This is a genomic window from Anaerobiospirillum sp. NML120448 (assembly GCF_023050945.1).
Lineage (GTDB): Bacteria > Pseudomonadota > Gammaproteobacteria > Enterobacterales > Succinivibrionaceae > Anaerobiospirillum.
Genome location: NZ_JALKIM010000045.1, coordinates 13,793 through 28,483 on the forward strand (window position 1 = coordinate 13,793; position 14,691 = coordinate 28,483).

The window sequence follows — 14,691 nt, forward strand, 5'->3', positions numbered from 1 at the left end:
TATCTCTAAAGCACTATTTTGGACTTTTCCTTGTGTAAGTAGCGCTAGTACTGGATTTCAAAAGTTCGTCCCCCCTTAAATGCTACTTAAAGCTAGTAAACTCGAGGTTTTGCTACTTTAAAACAGGGGAATAAACTTTTGAAAGCTAGTACTAGGCACTTAACAGCCTAATAAAAAGCATCTAAAGCAAATGAATTAACGATACTCTCCTACAGAGAGCCATAAGACGACTAACTAAAGGTCAAGCTTAAGTTTGTACTCTTGCCTATATCCTATGGATATCAGACCACTGTCCACTAGCTTGTGCTGCGGTGTGGACTATAGCTTGCGCTGCAATGAATGCTATGGCCATGGATTTAGCTTTGAGCTAAGTACTGGCCAAGAGGAGCCATAAGGTGCGCTCTTAAAAGATAGTGGGAGGCTAGTGCTTGGGCTTGGGTTTGGGGGTTAGTTTTGATGTGCATTTTTGTTTTGAGGGCGGTCTTCTTCGTTTTTGGCTAGAGGGGCGATGTTGGGTTTGGGGCAAAATTTGAGGTTGTGCTTAAATATGCACAACAGACAGGCACAAACGGGCGTTTTTGCGCACTATAATCGCACATTGCCTTTTTTTGCGTTAATTTTTTGTGCAATTACTTTTGTAGCTAGCTTGATGGGCTAATATGAATTTATCGAATTTATCAAACCAAAGCACCACGCTATGTTACTTGAACATAAGTAGCCTGCTTTATGTTTCTTAATACCTCTTGGTTGTCATCAGACCTAGCCTATCGGCAAAGATGATCTGTCAATGATGATTGGGATTGATGTTATAAAACTCTAGCTACTTTCATGGCTCTCTTAATTCAAGTTTAACTTTGGTCAGACGTGGAGATGCTTTGAGTTAAAAGCTTACTAATTGATTTTTTACCAGTTTAGTGAAGTTTTTACTTAGTTTGGCTCACTTACCAAAAACTAGCTGAGATTTACCTTTTGAAGTTAGTAAACGCAAAATCACCTTAATTTTGTTTTTTTGGTATTGATGCTTCGGGGATTACCCATTTTGTCCCTGACTTTAAACTACTTTTTGGTAGTAGTGCGTTGGACTTAGATAACAAAATTGCTATTTGTTTGACTTGACTGCTTGATGGGTCTTATCAAACTGCGCTTAAGTTTGGAACGTATATCAAAACGTTTAATGCCGCATATCAAAACGGCGCAGCTTAAGTTAGTTAATGAGTTTATCTGCTAGCAATTTTGCTTGTCTTTGTTATGACCTTATTATTGAGTAGTAGACCTTAAAGATGGCGTTTTATGAGCATAAGGAGCGAGTGCTTTTAAACTTAAGTAAAAACTCACTGAAAGTAAGCACTAATCTCATCAAGGTACATTAGAAATGGCGAATTATTTTAATTCTTTGAATTTACGTGAGCAATTAGCACAGTTAGGTTGCTGTGAATTTATGGATCGTTCCGAGTTTGCAGACGGTTGCAACTACCTCAAGGGTAAGAAGATTGTGATTGTCGGCTGCGGTGCTCAAGGTCTTAACCAAGGTCTAAATATGCGTGACTCTGGCCTTGACGTGTCCTATGCTCTACGTGCCGAGGCTATTTCTCAAAAGCGTCAGTCCTATGTTCGTGCTACCGAAAACGGCTTTAAAGTTGGTACCTATGAAGAACTTATTCCAAGCGCTGATTTAGTTGTTAACCTCACTCCAGATAAGCAACACTCAAATGTAGTAGCTGCAGTTATGCCTTTAATGAAGCAAGGCGCTGCTTTAGGCTACTCCCATGGTTTCAATATTGTTGAAGTAGGCGAGCAAATCCGTAAGGATATTACTGTTGTAATGATCGCTCCAAAGTCCCCAGGTACCGAAGTTCGTGAAGAGTACAAGAGAGGCTTTGGTGTTCCAACCTTATTAGCTGTTCACCCAGAGAATGACCCTGAGGGTAAGGGCTGGGCTATTGCTAAGGCTTGGGCTAGCGCCACTGGCGGTGATCGTGCAGGTTGCTTACGCTCCTCTTTCGTTGCAGAAGTTAAGTCTGACTTAATGGGTGAGCAAACCATTTTATGTGGTGTACTTCAGGCTGCCTCTATCTTGTCATATGATTTAATGACCTCTAAGGGTGTTGATTCTGCTTATGCATGTAAGCTCATTCAATACGGTTGGGAAACTATCTGTGAGGCCTTAAAGCAAGGCGGTATCTCTAACATGATGAACCGCTTATCAAATCCTGCTAAGTTACGTGCCTGTGCTATTGCTGACGAGTTAAAGTCTCGTATGGCTGATCTTTACTTAAAGCACATGGACGATATTGAGTCTGGTGAGTTCTCCCGTGTCATGATGGAAGACTGGGCCAATGACGATATCAAATTACACACTTGGCGTGACAACTATGCTAAGTCTGGTTTTGAGACCGCTCCAGCTTGCGATACTCCTATTAGCGAGCAAGAGTACTTTGACAAGGGTATCTTATTAGTAGCCTTCTGTAAGGCTGGTATTGAGCTTGCCTTTGAAACTATGACTAAGAGTGGCATTTACGCTGAATCAGCTTATTACGAGTCTCTTCATGAGCTCCCATTAATTGCCAACACCATTGCACGTCGTCGTTTATACGAAATGAATGTAGTTATTTCTGATACTGCTGAGTATGGTAACTACCTCTTTGCTAATGCAGCAATTCCTTTATTAAAGGACTACATTAACAGCCTTGATCTAGACGTAATTGGTAAGGGTCTATCTGGTGATAACGGTGTGGATAACTTGGCTCTTATTAAGGCTAACGACTCCATTTACAACCACCCAATTGAAGTGGTGGGACGTACCCTAAGATCCTATATGAAGGATATGAAAGAAATCTCGGTAGGTGATAAGTAATCCCCCATATCCTTCCCAGGCCTCAACAACAAAATAATAAGAGGCCACCTAAAAGACCCGAGATATCGGGTCTTTTTGTTTAGATCAAGCTGTCTTATAAGACTTATTAAAGCCTCATGCTTTATATGTAAATAATAATAGTCATATTTAGAACTTATCGAGGCAGCATTTTCCTTAGCCCAAATTCTAAACCTTAACCACGTAACAATATTGGTAATTAAACTCTTAATAACACTCTTCTTTACTCTTTATTTGTTATTAAGCATCTTAGGCTTTATCCAAGCTTAAATTCATTACCAAAGGCTGATTAAGGTAAGTTGCAGGAGTATTACTCATGGCTAAAATGTCTGGTGCTCAACAATTAGTACGCACATTAGAAGACTTAGGTGTCGAGTATTTATTTGGTTACCCAGGTGGCGCTGTTATCGATATTTATGATGCTCTTCAGCATTCAGAAAAGATTAAACACGTATTATCCCGCCATGAGCAGGGTGCCTGTCATATGGCCGATGGTTATGCACGAGCCACTGGTAAAGTAGGCTGTGCCTTGGTAACCTCAGGCCCTGGTGCTACCAATGCTGTTACTGCTATTGCTACTGCCTATGCTGACTCCATTCCAATGGTAGTTTTAACAGGTCAGGTTGCTACTAGCTTAATTGGTACTGATGCTTTCCAAGAGGTTGATACTGTAGGTATTACCCGTCCTATAGTTAAGCATTCCTTCTTATGTAAGACTCCTCAGGATATTCCAAAGTTTGTACGTCAAGCTTTCTATATTGCCTCTACTGGCAAACCAGGCCCTGTAGTAGTCGATATTCCAAAAGATTGTGTAGGTTTTGCCTCTTACAATTCAGTCTTCCATCCATTAACCGATGATGACTTAAAGATGGTTACCTACAACCCAACTACTCAAGGTCACAAAGGACAAATCCGTCGTGCTGTAAAGCAAATTACTCGTGCTAGCCGTCCTATTGTCTTAGTTGGTGGTGGTGCTATTGTAGGCAACGCTTGTGATAACTTAGCTAAGTTTGTTGAGCGTTTTGACTTACCAGTAGCCAGCACTTTGATGGGCTTAGGTGCTTATCCTAAATCTAGCCCACGCTTCTTAGGCATGGTTGGTATGCACGGTACTTATCAGGCTAACAATGCCATGGCACAAAGCGATTTGATCTTTGCTATTGGCGCTCGCTTTGATGATCGTGTAACTAACAACGTTAAGAAGTTCTGTCCTAACGCTAAGGTTATTCACATTGATATTGACCCTTCTGCTATCTCTAAGATTATTGAGGCTGATTTACCTATCGTAGGTGATGCCAATACTATTTTAGGCCAAATCTTACAAATGGCTGACGAGATGGGCTCAGAGGGCGAAAAGGCTCAATTACAGCCTTGGTGGGACTATATAACTGGTCTCAAGCAATTTAATTGCTTATCTTATAAGAAGTCTGAGGATATTTGCCATCCAGCTCAAGTAATTGAAGCTATTTGCAAGGCCACTAAGGGCCGTGACGTAATTGTTGCTACTGACGTAGGTCAGCACCAAATGTTCACTGCCTTATACTATGATTTTGAAAAGCCTCGTACCTTCTTAACCTCAGGTGGTTTAGGTACTATGGGTTACGGCTTCCCAGCAGCTATTGGCGCTAAGATTGCCAAGAGAGATACTGAGGTAATCTTAATTACTGGTGATGGTTCCTTCCAGATGAACATTCAGGAGTTATCTACCTGTTTAGAATATGGAGTACCAGTTAAGGTATTTATCTTGGACAACCATACTTTAGGCATGGTTCGCCAATGGCAAAATATGTTCTATCAAGGACGCATTACTCAGACTAACTTAAACTATAATCCTGACTTCGTTAAAGTAGCACAAGCCTATGGCCATAAAGGCTTTGTAGTAGGCAAGCCAAGCGAGCTGGAGTCCACTATTGAAAAAGCCTTAGCAATGAAGGATGATTTAGTTGTTGTTGACGTTATTTGTGAAACAGCAGCTAATGTATTACCAATGCAAAAGACTGCTGGTAGTATGGATGAGATGGTTCTTCCTAATACCGAAGATTCAGCTTGTAAATAAACTCCACTCACGGAGCAAGGTCATGCTCTTAGTTAAGAGCATGCTTTAACTACCTAGCATGATTGCTTTTAGAAGATAAAAGCAACATGTTTTAGCAAAGCAAGGATAGTTTTATGCGTCATTTGATTTCTATTTTGTTGGAAAATGAGACTGGTGCTTTGTCACGTGTAGTGGGCTTATTCTCTCAGCGTGGTTATAACATTGAAACCATTTCAGCTGCCCCTACTGAAAATCCACACATGTCTCGTATGACCATCTCCACTACTGGCGATGACATTGATATTGAGCAAATTAAGAAGCAAATTCACAAATTGGTAAATGTTCATACCGTTTCTGCTTTAGAGAGCGGTAAGTCAGAAGAAACCATGGAGCTGGAGTTAGTTTTCTTTAAGGTCAAGGCCAACACTAATGTCTTACGTGATAATGTCAAACGTATTAGTGACATTTTTGATGCCCGTATTGTTGATGTTTCTAGCGAGTCTTACACTGTTTGCTTAAGTGCAGGTCATGGCAAAATTAAGCGCCTTATGAATGCTTTACAAGACCAAACTGAGATTTTAGAAACAGTAAGCTCAGGTCTAGTAGCTGTAAGCCGTGGCCCTAAGGCTTTAGGCCACAAATAGAGCTTTCATCAGACAAACAACTACCTATCTTCAAAGCGGTTAGGCTCACGCCTATCCGCTTTGCTTGTTTGTAGCCTCCCAAGAGCCCATCACTCCCAAAAAGGTTGCTTTAAATTAAAGCCACCACATAATAAGGACACCAAGTAAGGCATACTCCCTTTGGTGAGGCATATTGTTCCTGATAAGAGCGCAAGAGCTCTTTAAAGGCACTAGCAGTTAAAGGCACATCACTAAGAGCGGTAACACCTGTATCTTTTAGATGCCTAAATAAGGCTAAGGATGACTCAAAGTATTGCTCATGGGAGCTAAAGTACACCTGATAATCGATAGTACTATTGTCTAATGCCCTAATAACTTGCTCTTTGGTTAAATATTTGAGGCTCACCCCTGTAAGCTTCTTAATCTGAGCAAAATTACCCTCATAAAATGAGGAAAAGGCAATTAAACGCCCGCCCCTAGTCCCAGATCTAGCAGCAGTGCCAGCGCTAGCGCTAGCACTAGCAGCAACACGAGCCTTAGACTTACCATTGACCAAAGCTATATCTTGATTTTTCACAAAGCCAGCTAAGTGCTTTAAAGAACTTTCTAAATCATGAAACCACTGGAAAGTAGCATTGCTAACTAAGATATCAAAAGGCTGAGCTAGCTCTTGCTTAGTATTATCAAGCTCCAAAGCATTGCCACAAATAGCGCTAATAGCAATATTAAAAGCAGGATCTTGCTTTTGCAAACTATGTAAAGATGCTAGATTTTTCTCTATCATGCAGCTACTTAAGTCATTTAAGCACAGCTCATTGACTTTAAAGTTATGCAACAAGATCTTGGTAAAATTGCCTGGGCCACAGCCAATTTCCAGCACCCTATTAAATACCGCAGCCTCTTTTTTAGCACTCCCTACCTCAAGTGCTGTACTTTGTAAGGCGTTATCAGCTACCGCCGCTTCTGCTCCTGACACCAATACTGCCTTTTTATTAGTATCAGTATTTGCTATTAAGCTCTCTGCTCTATGAGCTGCTAGTGGGTACTTAGCACTTGAACTTAAGGACAATTTATCCTCATAGAGACTATAGGCATCCTTTCCTAAAGCTAAGCTTAAATAGGAGCAGAGCTCTTGAGCCATAATATTTTGCATGTAAGCTTGCTGCTCGTAGGTATGAGCCGCTTTACTAAAAGAGCGCTTAAGCAAGCTAAGATTAATAGCCATGGTACTAGCTAACTCTCTTATGAGCAGGGCACATCATAAGATCTCGAATTAAAGCAGGACATAAATGAGGGCCATAGAAAGTATGGAGGGCAAAGCCAGCACCTGCACCTGCTACAGTGCCAGCGCCTGGGCCTGTACCAGTGGCTGGGGCTGGGGCTGGGCCTGAGCTTGAGGCCTCTAAAGAGGCAATGACATTTAGGCGCATGAGAGCATAATCAGTCCAATAATGGTATTGGGCTGCACTAGGGATAATTTTATCGCCTAAAGCTACATAGGCCTCATCAAAGATGAGAGGGCTTGATGGGAGCTCGTTAATAGGCTCATAAATAGGATCAGTGTCTTGAGCCTTGGTAAGCTCAAGATAAGGCATAAGCTTAAGCTCGCACTTAAAATCATCAAGATTACGTAAAGAGCGCACAGTGTCGATTAAGGCCCTATCCTCATTAGAGCATAAAGATAATTCGTGCTCTTGAGGAGCTTCAACACTTTGTACGCCAATTTCTAAGGCCTGAGCATATGCGCACATGTTTTTAACAAATTGCTTATGCATCACGCTACTAAAGCGCTCTAAAGTAGTGTCATAAGCCTTGGGATCAATACCATAATTAAGATCGACGCTTGGTACGGTACCGTTTAAAGCCACCGCATAGCTAATTTTGGATGCAAACTTAGGCAATAACTCACATAGAGCACGCACTAGACGTACACCAAAGCTCCAAGCTACCACTTCAATGGATTGATATTGTTCAATAATATCCTCTAAAGGCTTGGTATCGATTAAGCTTGCCTCAAAGGCGCTAGCACTCTCTACTAAAGTTGCATCAACCCCTTTGCTATAGTGACTAATCACATAACAATCATGATCACAATCGCCATCATAATCTTGGATATTAGTTAAGCTAGCTTGCTTAAGTACTGGGCCATAGACCTTTTTATTAGTTACTACTACAGGTGCCTTTAAATTGCGCTTGATAAGCTCACTAATAACCTGTCCATCTTGACTAAAGCCTGCAAAAAACAAACGAGCAGTATTATGCTTGACCTGATCTGAGAGTGAAACTTGAAGCTTAATAATATCCATTGACTTAATTTACCATGAATTAGCGAGAATGCCTCCGCCTACGCTCAAGCGAAGCGGGGCATGAATCGCATACATTAGCAAGACTGCCCATACGAGCTTATACGCAAGCTTTAGCTTGCACCATCACTTGTGCTGCCCCACTTACGCCTGTGCTAGGCTTAGCTTAAAGATGCTATCAAGGCCCTATCATGAGGCCCAGGGTGCTAAGCGCTGGCGCTACTAGCGCTGCTAGCGCTAGCGCTGGGCCTAAGCGCAAGGCGCTTGAGCTTGGGCGTAGCGGTTTTAGCTCTTGGCATCGACAAAGAGGTGGCGATAGCGCTTGATGACCTTGGTGATAAGATCTAAATCGTCCACTCTTAAGTTGCAATTAAGGCTTAGTCGTAAGCGGGCCATATTTTGTGGCACTGTAGGGTGACGTATAGGCAGAGCTAAGAGGCCAAAATGCTTAAAGACATCACAAGCTTGGAGTGCTTTTTGGCTATCACCAGTGATCAAAGGTTGAATTTGGCTTTCAGAAGGACTAATACCTAGTTCTAAGAGATTATTATGGAAATAATCGCAAATCTTCTTTAAGTAGTCACGCTTATACTTCATAGAGCCATTGCTCATTAAGCCTACTACGTATAAGGAGAAAGTAACATTAACAGGTGGTAAGGCAGTTGCAAAGATTAATGGTCGCATGAAATTTACCAAATAATCTTTTACTTCTTTGGAGCAAACTAAAAAGGCACCATAAGAGCCTATAGCCTTTGATAAGGTGGCCATTAAGAAGTCAACTTTATCTACAATATTTAACTCTTGGCACAGACCTAAGCCATCCTCACCTAAAAGACCAAAACTATGAGCCTCGTCGACATAAATGAGTACATTATCATAGCGCTCTTTTAGCGCTACTATTTCTTTTAACTTTGCTCTATCGCCATCCATGCTAAAAATAGATTCAGTCACAATGACAATATTTTCATAATCTTGATGGTATTTTTCTAACAAGGACTCTAAATGCTCCATATCATTATGGGCATAACGTAAGCTCTTAGCCTTGCTATTTAACATACCGTCAATAATGGAGGCGTGAGACAACTTATCTACTAATAGCAAATCATTTTTAGTAAATAAGGTAGATAAAATACCTAAATTAGCATCAAAGCCTGAATTTAAATATAAGCACTCGCGCTCATAAGTAGCAGCTTTTATCTCGCAACTGACATGCTCATCATGACCTTTATGGCCTTTATGGCCGTCTTTATGCTTACCTTTGCCTTTAGACTTACTTTCATGTTTGTCATTATGGTAAAGCTCTAAATTAGGGTAAAGCTCACTATCTTGGCTCTTATGGCTAGAGTTTTTAGCCCAAGAGCCTGATTGTAAATCAGCTTTTAACTTAGCCTCATCGACACAAGGGCCAAAAGTTTGATTACTAAAGATACAGCGATTATATAAAGAGGCTACCAATTCTTCAAAATAGGCAAAAGAATAATGGTTGCCTGTTAATAAACGTGAACCTGTTGAACCACAACCTACAGTTCTTAATAAAAACTTACCAGCAAAATCACTACCTGTACTAGCGGTGCTAGTATCTGTCATAGTTTCAATAAAGGTGGATAAAAAGTTGATATCACGAGCAATTCCTAAATAATCATTACTTGATAAATCAATGTAACGAGTATGATCAAGAACAATATTGTCATCGCTAAATTGCACCATAGGCAGCTCACGTAAATTGCCTGCCTCTTTACGTGCTTTTAGTTCAGTTCTTAATCTTTGATAAAATTGCATGCTCACGGCTCATGTTCCTTTAAGGATAATGCACTGATATAAGAAAGTTGTGATCTACTTGTATCCTAACTTTATTATGATTCTATGTGAAAAAACAACCTTTAATCAATTGATATTTAATCCACACTCATTAATCTCTTGAGAGATAAAAGCAACAAAGCCCCTTCATAGGGCCTATAGAGCATGGCTGTGATAATATGTTGTCTCCATTTTTGTTAAAGGACAATTATTGATGGTTAATACAACTAATGTAGCATCTACTACTCAATCCTCCTTACATAACTGCTCTTGCCATCACGAGGTGCAAATAGAAAGCTCAGAGCACAGTAGTTGTAAAGCTCACGACAATAAGAGTTCTTGTACTTGTCATAGTCCAAGTTTTACTAATGAGAGTGTTTTTGTAGGCTTATCTAATGAGGCCATTAGCGCCCAAATTTTAGAGCGCCTAACCACTGGCGGCTCTTTAAGTGCTGATGAGGCCCGTTATTGCTTAGAAAAAATGCCTCTTGATACCTTAGTTGAGTTATCTCACCAGGTTACCTCTCAAGTTGCATCCGTACATGTTAGCTTATGCTCTATTACCAATGTAAAGTCAGGTCGCTGTCCACAAGATTGTAAGTGGTGCGCCCAGTCTGCACATTTTAAGACTAATGCTGAGGTTTACGATGTTAAAGATAAGGAGCAATGCCTCAAAGAAGCACAAGCTTGCTATGACAAAGGCGTTGAGATGTTTTCCTTGGTAGCCTCAGGCAAAAAGCCTAGTGAACAAGATTTAGATAAGCTCATTGAAATTATCGATTACTTAAAGGCCAATGTTCCTATTAAGTTATGCGCCTCTTTAGGTCTGTTAGATGAGGCTATGCTGACCAAACTAAAAGAGCATGGTATCGAGCGCTATCACTGTAATTTAGAAACAGCTCCTAGCTATTTTGGCAACCTTGTAACTCGCCATACTATCCATGACAAAATTAATACTTTAAAAGCTGCCGAGCAAAGTGGTCTAGAGCTGTGCTCAGGTGGCATTATTGGTATGGGTGAGAGTGATTTAGAGCGCTTAGAGCTAGCTTTAGCCTTACGTAGTCTTAACATTAAGTCTATTCCTATCAATGTTCTCCACCCTATTGAGGGCACTCCTTTATATGGACAAGCAAAGCTTAGCGATGAGCAAATTTTAAGAGCTATTTGCATCTTTAGACTGGTAAATCCAGATGCCCACTTACGCTTTGCAGGTGGCAGAGCACTACTTAGCGAAGAAATGGTAAATAAAGCCATTTATTGCGGCATTAATGCTGCTATTGTAGGCGATTTGTTAACCACTTTAGGCTCAGATATCAACTCAGATCGTGAGCGCTTTGCCAAACACCACTACGATCTCCCAGATATCCCTCAAAAATAATCCTAGCTAATACAACTCAAGCTCTCCCCAGCCTAAGCCCACGCCCACACCCCAGACCCTGGCGCTATGTAGAGCCAGGGCCTGGCCAAGGCCAGGGCTAAGGCATGAGCCAGGAGCTTTAGCTTCTATCTCAATGCCTTGGCTCTGGCCATGGGGCTGGGGCAGAGCCTTGGGAGTGAGCATAGACACACGCCACTTTATGGTAGTTGCAAGCGACATTATGTTGTCTTACTGCCTAAAGTGGCGTGTTGCTTTTACTTTATTAAGAGGGCGGTAGCTTCATCTTTGGTAAGAATTTTACTTCTGACGGAGCTAAGCTTGACTCTGCCCTTGTATTTATAGATCTTTAGGTTTAACTTAATGGGGCTATTTTTTGTTTTCACATGTTGTTTGGAGGGTAAGTTATGAGTATCAATGACTTGGTAGATAGCTTTGATAAAGAGCATTTATGGCACCCTTATACCTCAGCTCTTGAACCACTACCAGCTTTAAAAGTGGTCAAGGCTTATGACCGCACTATTGAGCTTAGTGATGGCACTAAACTTATCGATGCCATGTCCTCATGGTGGTGCTGTAATTTGGGCTATCAAATTCCTCGCATAACCCAAGCCCTCAAAGATCAAGTAGACAAGCTTCCTCATATTATGTTTGCAGGCTTTACCCATGATCCTGCTATTAACCTTGGCAAGCGCCTATTAACTTTATTGCCTTTTATGGAGCACATTTTTTATGCCGACTCTGGCTCTGTTGCCTCTGAGATCAGCTTAAAAATGGCTTTACAATATCAAAGAGCCAAAGGACGCACTAGCCGTAATAACTTTTTAACCATTCGCTCGGGCTATCATGGTGATACCTGGAATGCCATGTCAGTTTGTGATCCTGCGGGCATGCATACTGTTTTTGGTAATGCCATGCAACAGCGTATCTTTGCTAACAACCCTAATAGTCCTTTCCCAGGCAGTATAGTAGCAAGTAAAGAGCGCAGCCAATATGTAAACAATAGTGCTTTACAAAGCTTTGATGAGCAAGATTTAGACGATATTAAGAGCAAGCTTGAACAGCACGATAAGGAAATTGCCGCCTTAATCTTAGAGCCTATTGTTCAGGGCGCTGGTGGTATGTACTTTTACCATCCTGACTTTTTAAAAGGTCTACGTAAGTTATGTGATGAGCATGATGTAGTGTTGATCTTTGATGAAATTGCTACAGGCTTTGGTCGCACAGGTCGCATGTTTGCTTATGAGTACGCTGATGTCCATCCTGACATTATGTTGCTAGGCAAGGGCTTAACTGCAGGCTATATAACTTTATCGGCTGTATTGTGCCAAAAGCATATCTCTCAAGCTATTTCTCAGTCAGATCCTTATGTATTTATGCATGGCCCTACTTTTATGGCCAATCCTCTAGCCTGTGCAGTAGCCTGCGCTGCTTTAGATGAATTAGCCGCTTTTGATAGCTATCAAGATAGTATATGCGCCATTGAACATGGCTTAAAAACACAGTTACGCCCTGCTATTAAGTGTCAGTGCGTCAAAGAGGTACGTGTTTTAGGAGCTATTGGTGTCATTGAGCTTTATGAGCGTGCTAATGTGCAGGCCATTGAGCAAGAGTGCTTATCTTTAGGGGTATGGTTACGGCCTATGGGTAATTTGCTTTACACCATGCCGCCACTTACCACTATCTATGATGAGCTTTCTAAAATTTGCCGGGCCATGAACACCATTTGCCAGCGCATTGATAGTGGTGAGATCCCTAGTGCTATGCGTCCTAAAAACGATAGCCTTATCTAAACCATTTGCTCTTGCAAAGCACGAGGATTAGCAATTTCGCTTAAAGGACAACGAATCTTAATAGAGCGTTGTCTTTTACCTACAGTGGCAATAATTTTAGTCTGAGTAAAACGCTCAATTAAATTACAAGCATCACAATGAGCATAGTTGCTTTCATCTAGGCCATTAATAATAATGCCCACAGGAGCAAAGCCTATGCTCTTTAAATAATATATCGATAACGAAGCTTGATTTAAGGCTGATGCCGACATGCGCAAGACTAAGATAGGATCAAGCTTTAATTTAGAGATTAAATCCTCCTGCATTAAAACTTGGTTATCCTCCATAATTAAAGGACAAATAACCTCATGCACGCCCTCTACTACCATCATAGGGTGAGTAGCGATATTCCAGGCAAAGCGCTCTTGAATAACCTGAGGGTTAATAAAATTACCACTTTCACGAGCAGCTAAGTGTACAGGCAAATTGCTTTGATAAACATAAGGCAACATCTCTTGGAGGTTTTGTCCGCAATTGCATTTATTATTAACAAGCGCAGCATCACTTTGCTCTATGCTAGGAATAGCACTTTGAGCAAACTTAAAATAGCCTGGGTTAAAGCCACCTTTTTTAAGAGCTTGAATTAATAAAGTAGCCACATAGGTTTTGCCAACCTTTGGTTCAGCTCCTAATAAAATTAAATTGCGCATGCTTACTTCCTTTTGCCACCTAAGAGACTGTTAATACTACTTATCCTGTTTAGTAATAGTATCTTGCTTATTATCCTTAGAATCTATTAGTTCTTGATTAGAATCAAGCTCTTCACTATTGTTGTGCACATCAGTGTCGCTTATTTTCTCTTGGTATTGCTCTTGGTATAAAGAAGCCGCCTCCTGGTTTTTGTTATCTTTTAACTTTGAAGCCAACAAAATTACAGCAATTAGACCTAAGGCTAACAGCAAGATATCTTGCAAAAATACTCCAAAAATAAAAGCCAAGCTAACCAAAATAATTGCAACTACGATAATACCAGGTAGATTTCTCATTAATAAGTTCTCTTTGTAAACTACAATCACTCTCAAAGCATGTAATAGTGTGTTAACCCAAAATTTTAGCTAAACCTTACATCACAATCTTTCCGTATTATAATCTAAGCGCACAATATCACTAAAATATAAGGTTTGTTATGGCTGATTATTCTTTATTAAAAAAGCTTAACTTGTCTAATCCTTGGCATTTATTGGCTGTAGGTTTGGGCTCGGGCTTAAGCCCTAAAGCTCCTGGTACCTGCGGTTCATTTTTAGCCATGTTTATCTGCATGCTGTTATTACTCTGTCCTTGGTATGTAACTTTAATTGTAGCTGTAGTTACTTTCTTCCTTGGCTTAAAAGCTTGCAACGAAGCAGAAAAGGCTATGGGTACTCATGACCATGGCGGTATTGTTATTGATGAATTTGTTGGTATGTTTATCGCCATTTTATTCTTTCCGCAAGGACAATGGCAATTAGCACTGTTAGCTTTTGTGCTCTTTAGAATTTTCGATATTTTAAAGCCTTTCCCAGTTAACTATGCTGATAACAATATTGGTGGCGGTCTAGGCGTAATGGTAGATGACGTGCTCGCAGGCATCTACGCTCTTATCGTAGGTCACATCGCACTCTACTTTTTTGGCTCTGCCCTCATAATGTAAGAACAACCCCTACCTCACGCCATGGCTATCATATGCCATGGCCATCATATGCCATAGCTCTCCACATTGCATGAGCCCTACTCTGTATTAGGGCTTTCCTGTGTTTAGGAGCTAAAATCTAGATAAAGCCTTATCCATCAAGGGTTTAAGGCTTATTTTTTTTTTAAACTTGTGGGGGGTCGACTTATATTATTGCAAAGCTAGTTTTATTAGCTCATGCTGAT

General features: G+C 40.8%; 11 protein-coding genes. 6 read left to right on the plus strand and 5 right to left on the minus strand.

All coding sequences use genetic code 11. The annotated features are described in order from the left end of the window. Positions 1-1,372: 1,372 nt before the first annotated feature. The 3 genes from ilvC to ilvN all read left to right on the plus strand — a co-directional run bounded on the left by ilvC (position 1,373) and on the right by ilvN (position 5,551). On the plus strand, positions 1,373-2,854 hold the full coding sequence (gene ilvC / locus MXE38_RS08330; protein ID WP_246913883.1) for a ketol-acid reductoisomerase: 1,482 nt from the start codon (positions 1,373-1,375) through the stop codon (positions 2,852-2,854). A gap of 334 nt (positions 2,855-3,188) precedes the next feature. Continuing rightward, positions 3,189-4,928, plus strand: a complete 1,740-nt coding sequence (gene ilvB / locus MXE38_RS08335; RefSeq protein WP_246913885.1) for a biosynthetic-type acetolactate synthase large subunit — start codon at positions 3,189-3,191, stop codon at positions 4,926-4,928. 113 nt (positions 4,929-5,041) lie between these two features. After that, positions 5,042-5,551 (plus strand): acetolactate synthase small subunit, encoded by a 510-nt coding sequence (ilvN, locus tag MXE38_RS08340; RefSeq protein WP_246913886.1) that lies wholly within the window; start codon positions 5,042-5,044, stop codon positions 5,549-5,551. Between the two features lie 109 nt (positions 5,552-5,660). Here the strand turns inward: ilvN and MXE38_RS08345 are convergent, their stop codons facing one another. The 3 genes from MXE38_RS08345 to MXE38_RS08355 all read right to left on the minus strand — a co-directional run bounded on the left by MXE38_RS08345 (position 5,661) and on the right by MXE38_RS08355 (position 9,612). Next, the gene (locus MXE38_RS08345; protein WP_246913887.1) at positions 5,661-6,755 is read right to left on the minus strand and encodes a methyltransferase; all 1,095 of its coding nucleotides are present in this window, start codon (positions 6,753-6,755) and stop codon (positions 5,661-5,663) included. A 4-nt stretch (positions 6,756-6,759) separates the two neighbouring features. Next, positions 6,760-7,836 carry a DUF452 family protein gene (locus MXE38_RS08350; protein ID WP_246913888.1) on the minus strand — a complete coding sequence of 359 codons (1,077 nt, stop codon included), beginning with the start codon at positions 7,834-7,836 and terminating at the stop codon, positions 6,760-6,762. Between the two features lie 282 nt (positions 7,837-8,118). Next, a complete protein-coding gene (locus tag MXE38_RS08355; protein WP_246913894.1) occupies positions 8,119-9,612 on the minus strand; it encodes an aminotransferase class I/II-fold pyridoxal phosphate-dependent enzyme in 1,494 nt (497 codons plus the stop codon). A gap of 232 nt (positions 9,613-9,844) precedes the next feature. Between MXE38_RS08355 and bioB the strand changes: the two genes are divergently transcribed. Together bioB and bioA are read left to right on the plus strand one after the other, a co-directional pair. Beyond that, a complete protein-coding gene (gene bioB / locus MXE38_RS08360; protein WP_246913889.1) occupies positions 9,845-11,008 on the plus strand; it encodes a biotin synthase BioB in 1,164 nt (387 codons plus the stop codon). 404 nt (positions 11,009-11,412) lie between these two features. Then, positions 11,413-12,798 carry an adenosylmethionine--8-amino-7-oxononanoate transaminase gene (gene bioA, locus MXE38_RS08365; RefSeq protein ID WP_246913890.1) on the plus strand — a complete coding sequence of 462 codons (1,386 nt, stop codon included), beginning with the start codon at positions 11,413-11,415 and terminating at the stop codon, positions 12,796-12,798. Here the strand turns inward: bioA and MXE38_RS08370 are convergent. Then, positions 12,795-13,487, minus strand: coding sequence for a dethiobiotin synthase (locus tag MXE38_RS08370; protein WP_246913891.1), 693 nt, complete (start codon positions 13,485-13,487; stop codon positions 12,795-12,797). The two genes, bioA and MXE38_RS08370, sit on opposite strands and share 4 nt — an antisense overlap. Positions 13,488-13,523: 36 nt before the next feature. Beyond that, complete coding sequence (locus MXE38_RS08375) at positions 13,524-13,823, minus strand: hypothetical protein (RefSeq protein WP_246913892.1); 300 nt, start codon at positions 13,821-13,823, stop codon at positions 13,524-13,526. Positions 13,824-13,963: 140 nt separating this feature from the next. Here MXE38_RS08375 and MXE38_RS08380 point away from each other — a divergent pair, with 140 nt between their 5' ends. Next, on the plus strand, positions 13,964-14,467 hold the full coding sequence (locus MXE38_RS08380) for a phosphatidylglycerophosphatase A (RefSeq protein ID WP_246913893.1): 504 nt from the start codon (positions 13,964-13,966) through the stop codon (positions 14,465-14,467). Positions 14,468-14,691: the final 224 nt, after the last annotated feature.

Coding starts and splice junctions, on each gene's coding strand:
- ilvC (WP_246913883.1), top strand. CDS start 1,373: ATGGCGAATTATTTTAATTCTTTGAATTTACGTGAGCAATTAGCACAG.
- ilvB (WP_246913885.1), top strand. CDS start 3,189: ATGGCTAAAATGTCTGGTGCTCAACAATTAGTACGCACATTAGAAGAC.
- ilvN (WP_246913886.1), top strand. CDS start 5,042: ATGCGTCATTTGATTTCTATTTTGTTGGAAAATGAGACTGGTGCTTTG.
- MXE38_RS08345 (WP_246913887.1), bottom strand. CDS start 6,755: ATGGCTATTAATCTTAGCTTGCTTAAGCGCTCTTTTAGTAAAGCGGCT.
- MXE38_RS08350 (WP_246913888.1), bottom strand. CDS start 7,836: ATGGATATTATTAAGCTTCAAGTTTCACTCTCAGATCAGGTCAAGCAT.
- MXE38_RS08355 (WP_246913894.1), bottom strand. CDS start 9,612: ATGCAATTTTATCAAAGATTAAGAACTGAACTAAAAGCACGTAAAGAG.
- bioB (WP_246913889.1), top strand. CDS start 9,845: ATGGTTAATACAACTAATGTAGCATCTACTACTCAATCCTCCTTACAT.
- bioA (WP_246913890.1), top strand. CDS start 11,413: ATGAGTATCAATGACTTGGTAGATAGCTTTGATAAAGAGCATTTATGG.
- MXE38_RS08370 (WP_246913891.1), bottom strand. CDS start 13,487: ATGCGCAATTTAATTTTATTAGGAGCTGAACCAAAGGTTGGCAAAACC.
- MXE38_RS08375 (WP_246913892.1), bottom strand. CDS start 13,823: ATGAGAAATCTACCTGGTATTATCGTAGTTGCAATTATTTTGGTTAGC.
- MXE38_RS08380 (WP_246913893.1), top strand. CDS start 13,964: ATGGCTGATTATTCTTTATTAAAAAAGCTTAACTTGTCTAATCCTTGG.